The 19,649-nt window shown below is 51.4% G+C and carries 17 protein-coding genes; all 17 read left to right on the top strand.

All coding sequences use genetic code 11. The features are described 5' to 3' along the window. Positions 1-894: RHS repeat-associated core domain-containing protein (locus WH367_RS23080; protein WP_339537853.1), on the top strand; the 894-nt coding region annotated here is incomplete at its 5' end. Positions 895-903: 9 nt separating this feature from the next. Next, entirely contained in the window at positions 904-1,254 is a 351-nt protein-coding gene (locus tag WH367_RS23075; protein ID WP_339537852.1) for a hypothetical protein, read from the top strand. A gap of 138 nt (positions 1,255-1,392) precedes the next feature. Further along, positions 1,393-1,587: a hypothetical protein gene (locus tag WH367_RS23070; RefSeq protein ID WP_339537851.1), complete on the top strand. Its 195-nt coding sequence runs from the start codon at positions 1,393-1,395 to the stop codon at positions 1,585-1,587. Positions 1,588-1,598: 11 nt separating this feature from the next. Beyond that, a complete protein-coding gene (locus tag WH367_RS23065; RefSeq protein ID WP_339537850.1) occupies positions 1,599-1,934 on the top strand; it encodes a hypothetical protein in 336 nt (111 codons plus the stop codon). 116 nt (positions 1,935-2,050) lie between these two features. Next, a complete protein-coding gene (locus WH367_RS23060) occupies positions 2,051-2,554 on the top strand; it encodes a hypothetical protein (RefSeq protein WP_339537849.1) in 504 nt (167 codons plus the stop codon). Between the two features lie 270 nt (positions 2,555-2,824). Then, positions 2,825-3,547 carry an RHS repeat-associated core domain-containing protein gene (locus WH367_RS23055; RefSeq protein ID WP_445228151.1) on the top strand — a complete coding sequence of 241 codons (723 nt, stop codon included), beginning with the start codon at positions 2,825-2,827 and terminating at the stop codon, positions 3,545-3,547. A 1-nt stretch (position 3,548) separates the two neighbouring features. Then, on the top strand, positions 3,549-3,983 hold the full coding sequence (locus WH367_RS23050) for a hypothetical protein (protein WP_339537847.1): 435 nt from the start codon (positions 3,549-3,551) through the stop codon (positions 3,981-3,983). A gap of 1,005 nt (positions 3,984-4,988) precedes the next feature. After that, a complete protein-coding gene (locus WH367_RS23045) occupies positions 4,989-5,819 on the top strand; it encodes a DUF4034 domain-containing protein (protein ID WP_339537846.1) in 831 nt (276 codons plus the stop codon). Between the two features lie 534 nt (positions 5,820-6,353). Further along, on the top strand, positions 6,354-6,914 hold the full coding sequence (gene tssJ, locus WH367_RS23040; protein ID WP_339537845.1) for a type VI secretion system lipoprotein TssJ: 561 nt from the start codon (positions 6,354-6,356) through the stop codon (positions 6,912-6,914). A gap of 17 nt (positions 6,915-6,931) precedes the next feature. Further along, positions 6,932-8,260 carry a type VI secretion system baseplate subunit TssK gene (gene tssK, locus WH367_RS23035; RefSeq protein ID WP_339537844.1) on the top strand — a complete coding sequence of 443 codons (1,329 nt, stop codon included), beginning with the start codon at positions 6,932-6,934 and terminating at the stop codon, positions 8,258-8,260. Positions 8,261-8,364: 104 nt separating this feature from the next. Then, entirely contained in the window at positions 8,365-9,618 is a 1,254-nt protein-coding gene (locus tag WH367_RS23030) for a DotU family type VI secretion system protein (protein ID WP_339537855.1), read from the top strand. Then, the gene (gene tssM / locus WH367_RS23025; protein WP_339537843.1) at positions 9,615-13,223 is read left to right on the top strand and encodes a type VI secretion system membrane subunit TssM; all 3,609 of its coding nucleotides are present in this window, start codon (positions 9,615-9,617) and stop codon (positions 13,221-13,223) included. Before WH367_RS23030 ends, tssM begins: the two co-directional genes overlap by 4 nt. Before the next feature lie 29 nt (positions 13,224-13,252). Beyond that, positions 13,253-13,999 carry a type VI secretion system-associated protein TagF gene (tagF, locus tag WH367_RS23020; RefSeq protein ID WP_312989474.1) on the top strand — a complete coding sequence of 249 codons (747 nt, stop codon included), beginning with the start codon at positions 13,253-13,255 and terminating at the stop codon, positions 13,997-13,999. A gap of 50 nt (positions 14,000-14,049) precedes the next feature. Beyond that, a complete protein-coding gene (locus WH367_RS23015; protein ID WP_339537842.1) occupies positions 14,050-16,050 on the top strand; it encodes a serine/threonine protein kinase in 2,001 nt (666 codons plus the stop codon). A gap of 26 nt (positions 16,051-16,076) precedes the next feature. Then, on the top strand, positions 16,077-16,589 hold the full coding sequence (locus WH367_RS23010) for a TssQ family T6SS-associated lipoprotein (RefSeq protein WP_339537841.1): 513 nt from the start codon (positions 16,077-16,079) through the stop codon (positions 16,587-16,589). Between the two features lie 648 nt (positions 16,590-17,237). Then, positions 17,238-18,485: an AAA family ATPase gene (locus WH367_RS23005; protein WP_339537840.1), complete on the top strand. Its 1,248-nt coding sequence runs from the start codon at positions 17,238-17,240 to the stop codon at positions 18,483-18,485. Continuing rightward, on the top strand, positions 18,482-19,072 hold the full coding sequence (locus tag WH367_RS23000) for an HNH endonuclease (protein ID WP_339537839.1): 591 nt from the start codon (positions 18,482-18,484) through the stop codon (positions 19,070-19,072). Before WH367_RS23005 ends, WH367_RS23000 begins: the two co-directional genes overlap by 4 nt. The last annotated feature ends 577 nt before the right edge of the window (positions 19,073-19,649 follow it).

Here is a 19,649-nt window from a genome sequence, read left to right as displayed (position 1 = left end):
GTGCAGCGCTTTATGTACGAGCAGTTCCAGGAGCTGGAGCAGACGGTGACCAGCCAGCGCGAGGAAGCGGCGCAAAGCATCGAGATACGGCATTACCTGTGTGACCACTTGGGCACGCCCCATGCCTTGATCGGAGAAGACACCCAGCTGGAGTGGGCGGTGCAATTGGATGCCTGGGGCAATGTGCGGGCGGAGCATAACCCCAGCGGGGAGTACCAGCCGATCAGGCTGCCTGGGCAGCATGCGGATGAGGATACGGGGCTTTATTACAACCGGTATCGGTATTATGAGCCGGATATAGCCGGATTTATTAATCAGGATCCTCTAGGGATAAATGCCAGTATTAACTTGGATAAATATGTAAAAAATCCACTCCAATGGGTAGACGTATTAGGTCTTGAAGGATGGGCAAGTATACCGATTTTCAACGGAAATCTTCCCGGAAATCAAGCGGCACTAACTAATGCAATGAATTTGACAAACTGCGGGCAATGTTTATCTGATAAAGAATCAGTATTTTCTCGGGAAAACTTAAGAAAATTTGGAATTCCAACAAGCAAACTTGAGGCAGCTGATTATTTGGCTAAGCAATCAGATTATTTTGGAGCCGCATCTATTGCATTAGCTTATTTCCCTCCTTTGGCAGCTGCTGCACCGGTTGCCGGAGCGATTGGTGCAGCAGCTGACGCTGGTTCCAAAATTCTTAAGCCAACACCGAATATTATTCATCTGAATGATGCCGTATTGGACATAGCTGGTGCACATGCCCCAGGAGGCTTTATTAAAGATATAGGATTTATCGTTTTGAAAAAAATAATGACTACTGCTGTGGAGATGGCTCCGTCTGCGGTCGCAGGTCCGAGCGAAAAGTCATGCGGAACATCCAATTTATAATTGAATAATATGAAAAAAATTGAAGCTATAAAAAACAATATAAAGCAGTCAAGGTATGCATCTTTAATTATGTCAATTGCGATTGGCGTATACATGTATTTGTTTGATGAGTTTTTGTTTTTTAATTTTTCAATAATTGGCGGGATATTTATAATTGGCTTGATACTGAATAATTACATTTCCGAAAAAAACGAAGGTCATATAGCAATATTTCAAATGATTCTAATCATTATGATGATTGGTTCGTATGATTTTTTGTCGGGGACAAATGAAAGGCTAAGCAATTTTTTGAATTTTGTATTGCCTATTTTTGTATTGGCCACACTTTATGGATTTTATCTGAAGTATTATAAAAAATAAATGTGATTTTGGCGGTTTTTTTGCTTCAGTAGATAGTTGCAGAGGGTACTTTCGGGTATCTTTGCATCTACTGTAATACTATGGACTGCAGCGCATGCATTAGGTGCGGTGAGCATAATTGCTGGCACTGGATCAAAAATGTTGAAGCCCCAGCCAACAGTTGTTCTTCTCTCAGATACAACATTAGATCTAGCTGCAGGATACTCCCCTGGAGGGCCGCTTAAGGATGCAGTTTTTGCCGGTGTTAAAAAGTATATTCCATTTAGAGTAAACAACAAAACATCAGTGGTTGAGGATATGGGGGGTGAGATGTGCAAGAAATCCGATTACTAGAGATTATTGAAATGGATGATCTAAAAAAATTTAACGATTCAATGAAAAAATTAAAATACTTTCATTTTTTTATTTTTTTATTTTTAAGTGCATATTTCCTATTTGTTGGGGATTTTAATTTATATATGGCATTGGTTGTGGGTTTCATCACTGTTGTCATATTGGCATCAAATGAAAAAATTGCAAAAGATGTTAGATTTGTTATAGTTCACGTTGTGCTTTCAATTGTGGCTGTTGGATTTTTTGATTATTTTTCAAAAATTGGCAGTCGTCTTGATAATATAGCTAGTTTTATGACGCCAATAGCATTTTTTTTGTCTCTATACGGATTTTATTTGAAGAAATAAAATCAATTTAATGATTAGAAGGTTTGTTTTAGATATTTTGATTTAAAACTGAAAATATTTAGAAGAATTTGCAGAGTCAATTACTGAAGTCCCTTGTTTGACATGTCAGGTGAAATGTGAATAAATACAATGATTCCATTGATCTCTTGGCGCTATATCTATGGCCAAGAAATACCATCGCCTGGATTGCTTTTTCTTTAGCTATGTCGATGAGTTGTATTTTGTTTGAGGATGTCTTTAGATACGTTTCGGGTTATGCGAAAATAAACGACTGGAAACGCTATTCCGCACAAATTGAAGATATTGATTATAAGGGGGCGTTGGTCGGTGTTCGGTATTCATATTTGATAAATGGAGTGAGGTTTAATGGTCGGAATATTGGCGTTGAATTAAAAGAATACATGAATATTCCGTCGAGAAAAATGCAAGAAATAAAAAACAATCTAAAATTTTCAAACCAAATAGAAATAAGAGTTGATCCAAAAAATCATCAGTTATCCACATACATAATTTCCCCTAATGAGATATATATCATTCCCTTAGTGATTTTTTTTCCTTTGTCACTACAATTTCTATACATTTTGATTTTTTATGAAAAATTAAAACGTTATAAATTCTAATCTCAAAGTCAGTGCTAAATGTGTCCCCCAAAAATTTCAGAGTCCCGCTCATGAAATGATCCACTAATGAGCTCTAGACTAAGATGGATTTAGTCGTCATCGGAGATAAGTTGGTAAGAGTCATCGAGTCAGATACGTCTCCCAAAGCTACCTGCAGGCCTGCTTTTGCAGCTAACTCCATGCCGCGCAAAAGCCCGAAGTCCCCACCTCTGTGATCACCTGGGAACGTCTCATGCCTTGATCCGGGAAGACACCCGGGTGGATTGGGCGGTGCAATTGGATGCCTGGGGCAATGTGCGGGTGGAGCATAACCCCAGCGGGCTGTACCAGCCGATCAGGCTACCAGGTCAGCATGCGGATGAGGATACGGGGCTTTATTACAACCGGTATCGGTATTATGAATCTGATATTGCTCTATACATAAATTCAGACCCAATTAAGTTGCACGGAGGGTGGAACTCGTTTGAATATGTAAATAAGCCACTGCAGAATTTAGATCCATTGGGTTTGCAAGGATGGAGTTCTATACCGATCTTCAATGGAAGTTTAGCCGGAAATCAAAGTGCACTCTCTGACGCGATGAAGGGTCCTGCCCCACCAATAGTTGAATCACCTGCGCTTCCCTTCTCCATATTCATAGACACCAATGCAAGTGCACAAGGTTTATATGGAAGAGCCACGTCAACGGGTAAAGCATTCGGTATAAGAAGAAATTTATCAATTATTAATTGCAATTATTCGGCCTCATGTAACTTACTGGGATTAGGAGCCATGTACGGTGTAGGCGTAGCAGTAGGAATTTCAGACAGTGCACCATCAGCTGGAGTCTCGGAATCATCAGGAGGCTATCTAGGTGGGGGTGCAATGGGTTCTGTCGGAGCACAAGGCACACAAGACTCAAAAACAAATTCAACCTCAATATCTATCGGAGTCTCAAAAGGAGACGGTTTTAGCGTTAGTGCATTAGATTGCACCCAAAATACAAACTGCTAATATGAAATACTTTAAATATCTCTTGCCTATTTTTATAATTTTCTTTTCCGCAGGATGCAATCAACCAAGTAGCAAAGAGCTATACACCAATTATGCAAATAGGTTTCATCTTAATTTCAACTCAGGAAACTATAAAGCAAATTACGAATGGATATTGAAATACAGCAAAATGAATACATCGCTTGATCAATACACAAGCGATTTTGAATATATTAAATTAAAGATGGGTAACTTTAAAGAGCTAAAGATTAAAAACATAAATTATGAGCAAATTACTTCTGCGGGGCAAAAACTAATTCAAGTAAGGTTTGAGAGTAAATTTGAAAAGGGGGATGCAAGAGAATTTTTTACTTCGGTGAGGAAAATCAATTTTACAGATATGAGCTTTTCTCCAAAAATCTCCTTCAATAGAATATCTGGCATTAACCTTTGGTAAAATTTCCAAGTCAATATAATTTACTTTGGCTCAGTAAATTTTCGATGTTATAGATGATCATATCAAGATCCCGATGGCATAGCTGGCGATTTTAATATTTATGTATATCCTGTAAATCCAATATCTAATTTACTAATTTAAAAATGCCAAGCAGCGTTGATTCATTTAATACTTCAAATGTTTATATTCACTATAATATTTACCGTAATAGTTTATTTATTTATTTTCAATAAATCTATTAGTTTGATTTATGGAAAAACATATATTAAAAAATATTTGCAGCTAAATATTTTGTCTGTTGTTGTGTTTTTTTTGGCTGCATCCACTGATGTTTTTGCAACTCCCTCAAGATTTTTAATGCAGCTGTTCAGTGATAATTTGAATAATTTCTTGGGAAATACTCCGCTTTACATCAAATTCCCAATATCAGTAATGGTAATATATTCGCCTTTGTTATTTGTGACGATAGGCATAATATCTTTATTGATTTCTTTTCAAATAAATCTTCGTCAACTTATAAATATATTCCGATCAATAAACACCATAGATTTGAAATACAACTTGATTAATTCTAGATATGAGGCGCTTATCATTGCGACTGCATGTATTTTTTACTGCTATTTATTCGGTAGTCTTTCATTGGTGGGAATTCTTGTAAATGGTGTTTTATTTTCTGCAATAATATTAATTACCATATCCTATCCTGCAGATGATAGTCTATTAAAGGTGCTTGCTCGATTTCTTGCAATGCTGTTAATGGTGTTTTCAACTAGCTTCTTTGTATCTAATGGAAATAGGCTGGATTACTATATGAATTTTGTGATTCCAATATTTTATGTTTCATGCGCATACGGCTTTTATTTAAATTCCAAAGCGGAATAAAAATCTATTAATTTATTTTCTATTTCATTATTCCAGTAACTTTGTATTGATAATTTACACTTTTAAGCTTTATTAGATATTTTACCTATGCACCACAATCCAATCACTCCTTGTCTTCCCCGTATGGCGGCCATCACGCTGGTCAGTGCATGCCTAATCTCTAATACTTACGCGGCCAATTGCTCTCTTATTCCAGAAGACTCGGCAACCTTGGAGGATGTCGAACGAGCAGAACTGTTAAACGGCTTTAAGTTTAAAGAGCTTGAAAAAGAACTTAGCAAGCAGCACCGGAAAAATCTCAAATCCGAGGGGGGTGACCTGCTGACACTTCGCGATTTGGTGGCATTGCAACAGATGGGCGCCCGCGAAGAAAAGCTTACCAAGATGTGGGCTGACCAAAGCCCCACATCATTTTTTGCCCAGCTCAATGCTGGCATGTTCTATTCTGATAAAGCTTTTGCCGCGCGAGGCAGCAGAGCGACAGCTAATGTGAAGAACAGCCAGTGGGTCGACGCCAATAAGATGAGTGTCGTTGCTCAGGGTTATCTGCGAAAAGCCATACAGCTCGATCCGAGATCCGCCTTACCCCACAGTACCTTCATTGGCTTAGCTGCCATGTTGAATCAGATAGAGGGAAAAACTCCTGAGCAGTGGCTGCGTACAGCCGAACAGGTTGATCCCAAAGGAATGGCGGCTTCCATCAGTGCGATAAATTATCTGTCTCCACGCTGGGGCGGATCATATGAATTTCTTGATAGCTTTACAGCCCAGAAAGGGAAATCTGTATCCAAGGCGTCCACACACTACTTGCAGTACAATCTTGTATTAAATAAAGCGAGTCATTACGAGGTAATAGAGAGAGATGCAGCGAAAGCTCAGGCCTTGTTCAAGCAAGCACATGCTATGTGCGATAACTCCGAGACAGCTCGCGAAGGTATTCTGAGAACTTATTAATTAAGGCTGATTTACCGTTGAGTGAACAAGGTTACCCTGAGGGGAGATTGAAATAGCCGGATCAGGAAATTGCCTGATCCATTCCTACTTTGGTATGCATTAGGGCACCTCTCAAAACCTCCAAAATTTCAAAAAATCGTCTCCTAACCCTTTGCTTTATTTGATGCCAATTTTTCAAAAAATCAGGTTTTGAGAGGTCCCCTATAGGTTGTTGGGCTGAATTCCCGCCGTTGGCCAGACGTGCGCACAGCACGCGGTCGAACTGCGCAGACCGGTCGGTGCAATTGACGAGTTCCACCATCTGCGGTGGTCGTTTCATCGCCCAAGCGATGGCGCGGATGAGAGGCCCAAGCGTGGACTGCGAGTTGCTGACGTAGCACACCTCTGCACCCCGGCAGCAACGCCGTCTGTCTCCAATAGGTTGAATTCTGGCAACAATTCATCCGTTTTTGCGCCATGTTCCCCACGAGTGACACAGGCGCTGGCACAATAGTGATTGTCTATAGAGTTAATAAAATTCATAGAAAAATCACGATGAAAAGTCTCATTGCACTTATCGCGGCTTGGATGTTGTCTGGCTGTGCGGGGCCGGCGCCAGTGTTGCCCGCGCCTTACACCGTGGTCATCACTGCCGACGACCAGCTCAACCTTGACCGAAATGGCCAGCCCACGCCAGTGCAGGTCAAGATCTACCGGCTCAAAGGGGTGACGGCTTTCAACAGCAGTGATTTCTTCAGCATGTACGAGAAGGATGAGCAGATTCTGTCCTCTGACTTGGTGTCCAAGGAGAGCTTTATCTTGCAGCCTGGCGAAGCGAAGGTGTTGCTAGGAAAAGCGTTGGCCGAGGAGCGTGTGCTTGGTGTGTTTGTGGCTTACCGCGATTTGGACAGGGCGGTATGGCGCGGTATTGCACCGCTGCCTGCGCCCAAGGAGGCAGGGCGTTTTTCGGTCTTTCATCCGTCGTTTGAATCCTCCTACGTCAAGGTTTACGTTGGGACCAACAAGGTTTCCGTGAGTTCCAACGTGACCGAGGTGCCTGTGCCCACCAGTGGGTCGGTGCCCAGTATGCCGGGCGGCATGCGGCTGCCGTTTTAACCAAGTCGGGTGCAACCATGTTTATGCGCAAGGTCGTTTGGTCGGAGGGCATGTTTTTGCGCCCTCAGCACTTTCAGCAGCAAGAGCGGTATCTGGAGTTTTTCTCGCATGCCAGGTCGCTCGCTGCTGAACCTTATTTCTGGGGGTTCCGCGAGTTGGTGCTGGATGTCGAAGCCCTGGCACTCGGAAAACTGGCCTTGCTCAAAGCGGTTGGGGTGTTCCCGGATGGCACGCCTTTCAGTTTTCCAGGGCAGGACTCGATGGTCGAGCCGCTGGAGATTGACAAGACATGCAAGGACGAGCGTATCTATCTGGCTTTGCCGATGCGCCGCCCTTTGGCGACGGAATTGAGCTTTGCCGACACCGGCACATTGGCCCGCTATCTGGCAGAGGATGCGGAACTGGCCGACTCCAACGAGGGCGCGGGTGAGCCGGCATTGGCGCAGGTGGCGCATATGCGTGCCCGCTTGATCGCCGAGTCAGAGATGTCGGACAGCTGGTTGCGTTTGGGTGTGGTGCATGTCGCTGAAAGGCGCAACGATGGCGCGGTGGTGCTGGACGAGCGCTTTATCCAGCCATCGATCGCCTACGGACAGAGCCGATTGCTGCATGCCATGGTGGACGATATTGCCGGCTTGCTGCAGCAGCGCGGTGAGGCCTTGGCGCAGCGCGTTTTGCAGCCCGGGCGGGGAGGCATTGCCGAGGTGGGTGATTTCATGATGCTGAACATCATCAACCGCTGGCAGCCCAAGATCACCCATCTGCGTGACCACAAGATATTGCATCCCGAGCGGGTGTATGGCCATTTGCTGGAGCTGGCCGGTGAGCTGTCTACTTTCACGCGCGACGATCGCCGGCCAATGGCATACCCGGTCTATGACCATGATGCGCCGAGCCCGCCCTTCACCACGGTGGTGAATGACATTCGCCGCTCGCTGTCCATGGTGTTGGAGCAGAACGCCATACCGATTGAATTGCACGAGCGCCAGTACGGGGTGCGGGTCGGGGTGATTCCGGACCTGGGTCTGGTCAAGCAGGCCAATTTTGTGCTCGCTGTATTTGCCGAGTTGCCCACCGATGTGGTGCGAACCCGCTTTCCCACGCAAGTCAAGATCGGCCCGGTCGAAAAGATTCGCGACCTGGTCAATCTGCATCTGCCGGGGGTGCGCCTGCATCCCATGCCCATCGCTCCGCGCGAGCTGCCATACCACGCGAACTACAACTACTTCCAGCTCGATACCACCAATGAGCTTTGGGAACAGCTGGAGCGCTCGGGCGGTGTTGCGATGCATGTGGCGGGTGATTTTCCAGGGTTGCGTCTGGAGTTCTGGGCCATCAAGCCCTGATGGGCCGCAACGCAGGCAGCCGTGGCGCGCTGCAGCCAGCCTGGTGGCCAAGTATTTAACAAAGGGAAGCAGTGTCCAATCCCACTTCGTCCAATATCAACCAGATGTTTTCCGAGACAGGGGAGGCCGGTGCCAAGCCGTCTTCTCCCCATCCCCTGGCGGGCGACGCTCCGCTGGTGCTGGACTTGCCTGACGTGGTCAGTGGCTCCAACCCTTTGGTGGTCGCCGCCAATCCGGTCCTCAATCTGGTGCCGCAGATTAGAAACACGGCGCAGCTGAGCGATATCGCCAGCTTGCGGGAGTTCCTGATCAGCAAGGTGCACGATTTCGAGCGCAAAGCCCGAGAGCTTGGCGTTTTGCCGGAGACCATTGTCGGCGCGCGCTACTGCCTTTGCACGCTGATCGATGAATCGGCTGCGCAAACGCCCTGGGGCGGATCGGGGATTTGGGCGCGCCATAGTTTGCTGGTCACGTTCCACAACGAGACCTGGGGCGGGGAGAAGTTCTTTCAACTGCTCTCCAAGCTCGCGCAGAACCCGCAGCATTACCGCGAGCTGCTCGAGCTGATGTATTACTGCATTTCGCTGGGGCTCGAGGGCCGGTTTCGTGTGGTCGATAACGGCCGCGCGCAGTTGGAAACCTTGCGTCAGCGCCTCTGGACCATTCTGCGCGACCTGGGTGTAGGCAGCGATGATCAACTCTCGCCGCACTGGCGCGGCGCCCTCGGTGGCGGCCCGCAGCGTTGGCGGCTGATGCCCGTCTGGGTAGTGGCCTGTCTTGCTGCGCTGATCGGCTTGGGCTGTTACTTCTGGTTTTCGTTCGCCTTGGCGGGGCGCTCGGATGCGCTCTTCAACAAAATCAGCGGTTTGCAGCTGAACCGGCCTGTGGCCGCCACCCCCCGTCCGGGGCCTGCGAGATTCAGCAAGTTCCTGGAGCCAGAGATCCGCGAAGGCCTGGTCAGCGTGCATGACGAGGCCGATCGCAGCACGGTTGTGCTGCGTGGGGATGGGCTGTTTGCATCGGGCTCCAACACCGTGCTGCCCGCCTACCTGCCTGTTTTGCAGCGCGTAGCGGATGCCCTGGTGGCCGAGCGCGGCCATGTAACGGTCACAGGCTATACCGACAACGTACCCATCCGGACTGCGCGCTACCCCTCCAACTATGAGCTGTCGAAGGACCGCGCAGAGCAAGTCGTGGCGTTGTTGCGCAGCCGTGGCGTGGTGGCACAACGTGTGCAAGCGCAAGGCATGGGTGATGCACAGCCGGTTGCCGATAACAAAACCGCAGAAGGACGCGCCCGCAACAGGCGGGTGGAGGTCGTTCTTTTTGCGGCACCAACTGCAGGTGACCAGCAATGATGTACTGGATACGACGGTTTTTCGGCTTCTTGGCAAGCCGCACATTTTGGGTGCTGGTGGGCCTTGTTGCGCTGTCATTTTTTATCTGGTTTGCCGGGCCATTGTTCGCCTTTGCAGATTACCGGCCCTTGGATCCCGAGCGCATGCGCTGGTGGTGCATCGGCATTGTGGCTGCGCTGTATGTGCTGTGGCTGCTGGTGTCGTTCTGGCGCCGGCGCAATATCAACAGCTTGCTGCTTGACCGCATTGGCCAGGTTCGTGATGCCGTGGACGCGCAGCGCAAAAACGGTGATACCAGCGATGAGGTGGTGGAGCTGCAAGGGCGTTTTTCAGAGGCGGCCAAAACACTCAAGTCGCTGCGGGTCGAGGGCCAGTCGCGCAGCGGCATGGGCAGCAAGTTCATCTATGAGTTGCCCTGGTATGTGATCGTCGGTGCGCCGGGTTCTGGCAAGACCACCGCCTTGGTCAACTCAGGCCTGGACTTCCCGCTTGCAGGCCAGTACGGCAAGGCGGCGCTGCAAGGCGTTGGCGGCACACGCAACTGTGACTGGTGGTTCACGGACCAGGCGGTGGTCATTGATACCGCTGGGCGCTACACCACGCAGGACAGTGATGAATCCGTGGACAAACGGGAGTGGGAGGGCTTTCTGGGCCTTCTGAAAAAATACCGCCCCCGGCAACCCATCAATGGCGTGATGCTGACGCTGAGCGCCTCGGATCTGCTGACCCATTCGGAAGATGAACTCATCATTCACCTGACTGCACTGCGCGAACGCTTGAATGAGTTGCAGAATGCGCTGGCCATCGAGTTGCCCGTGTATGTATGGGTCACCAAAGTCGATTTGCTGGCGGGCTTCCATGAGTTTTTTGGGGGCTTCAGCAAAGACCAGCGCAACCAGGTCTGGGGTTTTACCTTTCCATACTCGGAAAAAGCCAAGAGCAACCGCCCCACGCCCGCGCTATTTGGCGAGGAATGGGCTGCGCTGGAAAAAGCGCTGTTCAGCGTGCAAGATGCGCATCTGGCCCAGGAGATGGACCAGCGCCGGCGCAACTACATCTATGCTTTTCCGCAGCAGTTTGCGGGTTTGCGCGGCAGGGTTGCCAAGGCCGTGGACTTTGTTTTTGCCGAATCGCGAATCATGCACCAGCCCCTGCTGCGTGGTGTGTACTTCAGCAGCGGAACCCAGGAGGGGACGGTCTTTGACCGGGTACTGGGCAGTTTGCGCAAAGCCTTTTCTTCGGCCGGCAGCGTGCCCGTGGCCCGCGCCCAGGATGGGGGCAAAAGCTATTTTCTGTACGACCTGCTGGTGAAGGTGATTTTTGCCGAATCCCATCTGGCCGGGCGCAACCTGATCTGGGAGCGCCGGGCCAAGTTTCTCAACTATGTAGGCTATGGCGCGTCGGTGGTGCTGCTGGTCGTTGCGCTGTCTGCATGGCTGATCAGCTATGGCAACAACAACGCCTATATCGACCATGTCAGCCTGAAGGCAGATGAGGTCTCCCAATCGGTGGATGCTTACAACAGCAACGCGGGCGATCTGGCGGGACTGATGGCGCTACTGGGCCAGGTGAAGGAAATAGGGGACATGCCCGCGTTTCCCATCACGCAGCCGCCGCTGGATTACCGCTATGGCCTTTTTCAAGGCGAGAAGGTGGCCGCTGCATCGCAGCTGGCATACCAACGCATGCTCGATAACGGCCTGCTACCGGTGGTCGCCAAACGCCTGGAGGCGCAGCTTCAGCATCCCCCGGTCGATTCGCTGGAGTACCTGTATGAGGCGCTCAAGGCCTATTTGATGCTGCAGCAAAGTGCGCATTACTCGCCTGGCTTTTTGCAGCAATGGATGAGCAGCGACTTCAAGCGCTTTGTACTGCCCGATGCCGACCCGAAGACAGCTGCGAGCATCGACCGGCATTTGAGCGCTTTGTTTTCGAGCGACAAGGTGGTCAGCTCGCCATACCCGTTGAACGACGCATTGGTCAGCCAGGTGCGTGGCAGGCTTTCCACCTTGTCTACCGCGCAGCGTGCCTACTACCGTTTGCGCAGCCGCCTGCAACGCAATGAGCTCAGGGAGTTCAACATCCTGGATGTGGCGGGGCCCCAGGCCGCGAATGTATTTATTCGCAAAGGGGGCCAGCCGCTGAACCGTGGTGTTCCCGGTCTGTTTACCTACCAGGGCTACTGGGATCTGTTTGACAAGTCCGTTGGCAGCGTGGTCACCGAGGTGGCAGGCGACGAAGGCTGGGTGCTGGGGTTGCCCGCGCCAAGCATCAAGACGCAGCTTGGCGATGCGGCCCGCGGCAAGCTGGTCCGAGAGGTGCGCATGCTCTATCTGCGCGAGTACCAGCAGACCTGGGCACAGTACATCCAGGATGTGCAGCTGATTCCAAGCGGTTCATTGCAAGCGTCGATTCAGCGCTTGAGCGTGCTGTCTGCACCCGATTCTCCGCTGCCTCTTTTCTTGCGTGGGGTCGTGCGAGAGACCACCTTGCTGCGTGAGGCCGAACGGGGGCAGCAGACCGTGGTGGACAGGGTCACGAAGGGCATCAAAAACACCCGTGACGACATCGAGCGCGTCATTGGCCCCGTTCCCGCCGCGCATAGCCGCAAGGAAGACAAAGACGAGCTGATCGTCGACCACTACTTTGAGCCCTTGCGCCGCCTGGTCGGTGCCCCAGGCGCGCAGACCCCTGGCAGCATGCCGATCGATGCCATTATGAAGACCTTGGACGAGTACTACGGAACCTTGATGGCGACGGACGCTGCCGTGCGCTCCGGCGGCATGCCACCACCGCCGGATGCGGCCATTCGGCTGAGGACGGAAGCATCGCGGCTACCTGCTCCATTGGCACAGATGCTAGGGGGCATTGCCACGGCGAGCAGCCAGCAGACCTCGAGTCTTGTGCGCAGCCAGATTGGCGCGAACCTCAATGCCACCGTGGGGGATTTTTGCCGCAAGGCAGTGGCCGGGCGCTATCCCCTCAACCGGGGCGCATCGGAGGATGTGACGCCCCAGGACTTTGCCCGGTTGTTTGGGCCGGGCGGTCTGATGGACGATTTCTTCAACCGAACCCTGGCCCCGATGGTCGATACCACCACCTGGACCTTCAAGAAAAACATGGATGGAAGCCATACCGGTGGACATGGCTCGCTCAGCGCCTTCCAAAAAGCCAGTGTGATCCGGAATGTGTTTTTCGCAAGCGGGGACGCGATCCCCAGATTGCGCCTGGAGATCAAGGTGGTCGAGTTGGATCCTTCTGTGTCGAGCATGGCGCTGGATGTGGATGGAACGGTGATTCGCTATGCCCACGGGCCACAGATCAGCCAGAGCGTGGTGTGGCCGGGCCCCCGGGGACGGCAGCAGGTGTCACTGCAGATTTCAGACAAATCGGGAGGCCAAAGTGCGCTGAGCACCGATGGCAGCTGGGCATTGCATCGGTTTTTCGACAAGCTGACGCTCGCGTCGGGTCTGAGGGCCGACTCCTTCACGGCGACCGCCACCGTCAGTGGCAAAAAAGTGGTGTTTGAAGTCCACACCAGCAGCGTACAAAACCCTTTCCGGCTGACCCAGATGCAGACATTTGCCTGCCCAAGCCAGTTCTGAACAACGTCATATTCGAGGAGTGCAGAAAAGTGAGCTTCATAGGCACAGCATCCATCGACGTGGTTTGGGGCGGAAAGCTCCCAAGCCATGGTGATTTTGTGTGGAGCAATCCAAGGAGCCGCACCAGAGTGGCGCTGGAGGACTGGTTGCAGGCCGGGATGCTGCAAGGCCGCTCGCAGTTGGGAGACGCCTGGGTGGCGCAGCTGGCACAGGCACCCACCTGGAATCTGCTGCTCCCCCGCGCGATAGCAGGAGGTGACAAAGTGATTGTGGGCTGCATGGCACCGAGCGTGGACCGCGTAGGGCGCCGCTACCCCTTTGTGGTGGCCTATGCGCTTTCTGCGTCTGAGCTGATGACGTCAACAGCGGTGCTGATGGAGCTGCCAACACTGCTGAACATGACGGGGCATCAGCTGCATTCCGCGATCCAGCGAGCCTTGCCCCGAAGCGGCATGGACGAGCTCTGGGGCCATGTCATTGCGCAATGGCGTTCCGTATTTCCAGTGGGGGGAGATGCCGTCCCGGCCGCCGGGTCCGAGATCCTGGAGCTTCTGGCGGGTGACATCCATGTCGATAGTGAGGAGCTGCGAACTCGACCGGTGGTGCGAGGCACCTCGTATCCCTGGCCGGACATGGCCAAGTCACTGCGGGAGAAGGACTGCCCCTCATTTTGGTGGACCCACCCTGCAGGAGGCGCCCCGCTCAAAGCATTTTCTTATGAGTCCGGACTGGATGGAACCCTGATGACCTGGCTCGTTGGCCGCAATGTCCGCTGATCAAACCAGGCTTGATCGTCAACCCTTGACAGAAGTACATGGAACCAGAAATGAATGAAGGCCTGCCGACGGCAGGTACGGCGATGAGCCTTCCGGTAGGAACCCGGATGGGCGAGTTTGAGCTCCTGGGCGTGGTCGGCGAAGGAGGATTCTCGATCGTCTATCTGGCTTACGACCATTCCTTGCAGCGCACCGTTGCCATCAAGGAGTACCTGCCCGGTGCGATTGCCTTTCGGGATGGGGCGGGCACCGTTCGCCCTCGCTTTGAAAAATACGACGCCACCTTCGGGACCGGCCTGCAGAGCTTTCTCAACGAGGCACGCATATTGGCCCAGTTTGAGCACCCCGCGCTGATCCGCATTCACCGCTTCTGGGAGCAGAACGGCACGGCCTACATGGTCATGCAGTACTGCAAGGGCAGAACGCTGCGCAAGGTACTGCAGGACGAGCCAGAAAGGCGCAGCCAGGAGCCATGGATTAAGCAGCAGGTGATAGCGCCGGTTCTGGATGCGCTGCGCCTTTTGCATGCCCAAAACTATTACCACCGTGATCTGTCGCCCGACAACATCATGGTGCTCGACACGGGTGCGCCAATGCTGCTCGATTTTGGCGCTGCAAGGCAGGTCATTGGGGATATGACGCAGGCGCTCACGGTGATCCTCAAGCCGGGATTTGCACCGATTGAGCAGTATGCAGATGATGAATCCATGCGCCAGGGCCCCTGGACCGACATCTACGGTGTTGGTGCAGTCCTGTATTTTGTGGTGACGGGGAAGGCGCCGGTGGCGTCTGTGGCGCGGCTGGTAAAAGACCCGCTCAAAAGGCTCCATCTTTCGGCGGATTACCCCATCTCTGCCCCGTTTGCACAGGCCATCGACCACGCGCTGGCTGTATTCCCCAACCACCGCCCGCAATCCATCGACGATTTCCAGGTGGCGCTGAACCCAACATCAGGCAATTTGGATGCATTGCCCGCTGAGCCCCCGCTTGCGGGGGTGAGCGAGGTTATGGATGCAGTTGCTGCTGACCCGCCGGCGCAGCCCGGAGATGCTCTGGTAGGTACGGACCTCAGCACATCAGGCGCCCATGCGCATGCTGATGCAGCAGCCGGCGATACGCTTCTGGGCAAGGATGCATCCAAGGGTAATGCTGGCTTGCCAACAATGGCCACAGCCCCAAGCCCAGGGGCGGTAGGCAAGCCTGCAAGCATGCGAACCACTCGCCGCTGGCCCTGGATCGTCGCCAGTGCTGCTGGACTGTTGGTGGTCGGCGCTTTTGTGTCGTGGTGGACGACCCAAGAAGGCGATCCAAAAACCTATGCGGACACCGGCCAGGCCACGCTAAAAACAGATGAGGCTGTGCAGACCGATCCTTATAACAGCCAGCAGCAGGCCCTATCTGTGGCCCCAGAAATGGGCAGTGCGGATGGGGCAGGCAGTGCACATGGCGCAATGGCTGCCCACGCATCCCACCTGGATGAACAAGTGGCACCAGGCGCTTGGGCGGACACGCAGGCCATCGCAGTGAACCGGCAGCCAGTGGCTGGCGTGGAGCTGAGGAACCAAGACGTTCTTCAGAACCCGCAAGAGGCGGCAGATGCCGAAAGGGCGAACTCCGTAAAACCAGTTGAAATCGCTTTGTCTCCCGCAGTGCCCAAAGTCTCGGAGGGCACCAGTGCTGTGGCACTGCCGGTATCAGCCAACAGGACCGCTGAAACCCCGAATAGCCAAAATGCGGTAGTGCAGCTTTTGAATGAAACGAGGCCCAACACAGCAAAGGGCGCACCCACGCATCCGGCTGTGGATGTTGAGAGAAAAACTACGACAGAAGCGAAACAGGATAAACCTGGGGCTTACATCAAGCTTTCAGTGCGGCCCTGGGGACGTGTCATTATCGATGGGCAGGACAAGGGTATTTCCCCGCCAGTGGTGCGTATCTGGCTTGCTGAAGGAGAGCACCATATAAGCATTGAGAATGGTGAATTTGCCAAGTTCTCTCAATCAATCAAAGTGTCTGATAAAAAAGATATAACAATTTCTCATAAATTTTGAGTTCGTGAAGCTAGATAGGAGTTGATATGTCTATAGTTAAATATGTCTCAAGTGCTGGCGTGATCACAGGAATCGCGTTGGCGTTGACTGCATGCGGAACCACCGAGGTACAACAGAACACCGAGCCGCAACCTGTTGTGGAAACTTCGCCGGTGGAAATGGCTCCCGCAAAGCCCCCTGAGTCGCGTGCCGCCCAAATCTCCAGCGACACCGATACAGCCAACACTGGCGTCACTGCGGTAGAGCGCCGCTTTGCCGAAGGTTTATCGAGATACAATGATGGCCAGTATTTTGATGCCATCAAGATTTTCAGGGAACCGATTTTTAAAAGGGCATGGCCTGAACTGCAGGTGCGATCTTTGAAATATTTGGCGTTTAGTTACTGTGTCAATAACAATGCCAACCAATGCAAGAGAACATTTGCCGAACTCATCAAAATTGAGCCTCATTTTGATTTGAATGATGCAGAGCGCGGTCATCCATTGTGGGGTCCGGTTTTTCAGCAAGCCAAAGCTGAATCGGGAAAGTTCAAGAAATAAAACCATAGGCCTTGATGGCGAAATCTCGGAGGGCTAGCCATCGCCTGTACTGAGAAATCGTTATCAATGCTTTGAATTAAAAGCGGAATCACAAAAGAAAAAGGCTGCAAACCGAAGCTTGCAGCCTTTTTTGATTCATCAGCCTTTGCAGGCTATTGAATCGGTCATCTGTGGCGGAGAAGGCGGCCGCCGCAGTATGGCTAAAAATAAGGCTTCTGCTAAACCTTCAAGTGCTACAGGCCAACAAACAGGCCAATATTCGACGGTCTCGGCGAGTACCAATTTCCTAGCATTTGTTGTATAAAAAGCACAGGTAGCTGAGAGAGTCTAGGCATTCTTTGAACTTGCAAGTTTTCTCGGTGATTTTTGAAATCCCAGACGTCTTGAGAGGGATTGGAAGGGGTTCCGAGGCTGCCGCTGGCTTGTTGCCGCGCTCTGGGATGACCGTTACAGGCCTTTGGTAGTTCCAAGTTATGACGAGGGCATACCGTCAGAAGCCACCGTTTGTGAGGAACCGCAATAAGTCAAGTGAGTACCTGTTGATCCCCCTAGGATTGAATTAGTTCTAAGGGCCGCTATCATGTGAATGCCTAGGCTAATTCTAGGTGAGGCCCTATATGCCTAGAATAAATCTCAACGGAGAATATCGTGGATTTTGAACGACTGACTTTGAATGATTGGCAACAGTTCGCTGAGATAGATATCAACTTTCATCCACGAGCAACCATAATTACCGGTGCAAATGGAAGCGGCAAGACAACGATACTCTCCATCTTGGCGAGGCACCGAGGGTGGCATCCGGTATCGCTTGCCACTCCGAAGAGTGACTTAAAAACTAAAGCCCTAAAATACTTCTCCCTGTTTAGGTCTCCGAGCAAAGAGAAAGTCAATGATCGTTCAATAGGTGAAATAACTTACAGCGATAAGTCTTCGGGGGTGCTCATAGTGCCAGAAACGGATGCAGCTCAGTATCAATTGCATGTATCCAATCAGCAGTATGTGAGATTCTTTTACATTCCGTCTCATCGACAAATATTTTCTTATAGGCGCGTAGGCCAGATCAACACCACTCGCAAGGAGCGACAAGCCGCGTTTGATGAAATTCAGCACAATCAAATGAGCAGGCACTCGGGAAGCTATTCTCAGGAGCCCAGTAGCTTTCTCATGAAGAATACGCTGCTTGGATGGATTATCAACGGTTATGGTGTACGCAGTCCGACAAAAGCCATCATGCCTCCAGATCCTCAGCAAATAAGAAACTTCGAGGGCTTTCGGGATATTCTTAGGGCAATATTGCCTCAATCCCTTGGATTCGAAGATCTTGAAGTTCGTGACTATGAGATAGTATTTACTTGCAATGGCGGCGCTGATGAGTTTCTATTTGAAACCGCCTCTGGTGGGATTTCTGCCTTGATAGACATAGCATGGCAAATCTTCATGTTTGATAATGACGCGAAGGAATCCTTCACTGTAGTAATCGACGAAGTTGAGAACCACCTTCACCCAAGCATGCAGCGGACGCTGCTTCCCAATCTGCTGTTGGCGTTTCCTCATGTAAAATTCATCGTCACAACTCATAGTCCGCTGATAGTAACCTCCGTTGAAGATGCGAATGTTTATGCACTTCGTTATGGTGATTCAAAGAAAGTGTGTTCCCACTTATTAGACTTCAGGGCTGAGGTAAAGAATGCAGTTGACGTGCTCGACGAGGTTCTCGGAGTGTCCACAACATTACCTCCGTGGGCAGTGAAGAAACTTTCTGAAATTCTCGAAAGACATTCACAGGTTGACCCGACTTCTGATTCGCTGAGAGCATTGCGTGTTGAGCTTAGTAACGCCGGTCTTGCTCGAATGTTTCCCGAGGCAGTGGGAAGGATTGCTGAGGCTCAAAAATGAGGCGTCTCCATCGTCCAATATGCCCAAACCCCGAAGCGCTAAAGTCAAACTACAAGCATCCTGATAATAAAGGCGCATTGTTACGTGCTTCGCATGGGAAATGTATGTATTGTGAAAGCCAGGTTTCACATGTCTATTTCGGAGATGTTGAGCATATTCGCCCCAAAGCGGCAAATATGTATCCAGAACTTGAGTTCGAATGGAGTAATCTTGGTTATTGCTGTGCACGTTGCAATAATGCAAAAAAAGATCAGTTCGATGCGGTATGCCCACTAGTCGATCCTTATAGCGAAGACCCGAGTATGCACCTTATTGCATTTGGGTCATCCGTTAGGCATAAGACTGGAAGTGAGCGCGGAGCAAACACCATCGCGACTATCGACCTAAATCGTGCTGAGCTTATCGAAAAGCGAGCTATTCGTCTGTCGCAATTGCAAAATGCGTTGGATGCTTGCTATAGAACGGTAAACGGAAATGTTCGAGCAACGCTGCTTGCCGCGCTTAATGAAGAAGGCGATGCCGACAAGGAGTTCTCGATGTTTGCTGCTGCATTGATTGATGCAAACAGACCAACCACTGCAAATTAGTTGCTGGAGTCAGTCCCGTGACGGTTTGTGCGCGTGACTGTTTTGCGGCGCTGCCGACGCATCGTTTGAAGTCCGCGATTAGCATGCCGGCTGACATGCTGACATGCTGACATGCTGACATGCTGACATGCTGACATGCTGGCATCGCTGGAAGATGAGATGCGTCTTTAGTCCGCGCGGCACCGTTCTTCCCACATTGCTAAACCCGACGTTTCCCGACACTTATATAGGAGGTGAGAATTCCCTGCTAGGCCCCGCCAGTGTTGGATTGCAGCATGGTCGGCGGTGCCGACGATTGCGACCTATTAAGCGAGCGGGCGCGGCGGGGTCTCGACCGCGCGCAGCGGGGGTATGCAGGGGGTGGGCCTGGCGCGGGGTAGGGGGGGGGGTGCCCCCTGGGCTTGCGCAGGGGCCTGTGGCTGTGCCTGCGGGCCGTGGTGCGGGCGCAGGGCGTGGGCAAGGGAGTGCGCTGCCCATGCAAAAGGCCCGCGCTGTGGCGGGCCTGTGGGGCTGGGTGCGTGGCTGGCGGCGCGTGCGGCGCGGGCTGGGCCTGCTGTGGGTGTGCTGGGGCGCCGAC

The sequence above is a fragment of the Comamonas sp. MYb21 genome (assembly GCF_037479395.1).
Classification (GTDB): domain Bacteria; phylum Pseudomonadota; class Gammaproteobacteria; order Burkholderiales; family Burkholderiaceae_C; genus Comamonas.
The sequence above is the reverse complement of the archived record's forward strand: the minus strand, read 5'-3'. Positions and strand labels throughout refer to the sequence as shown.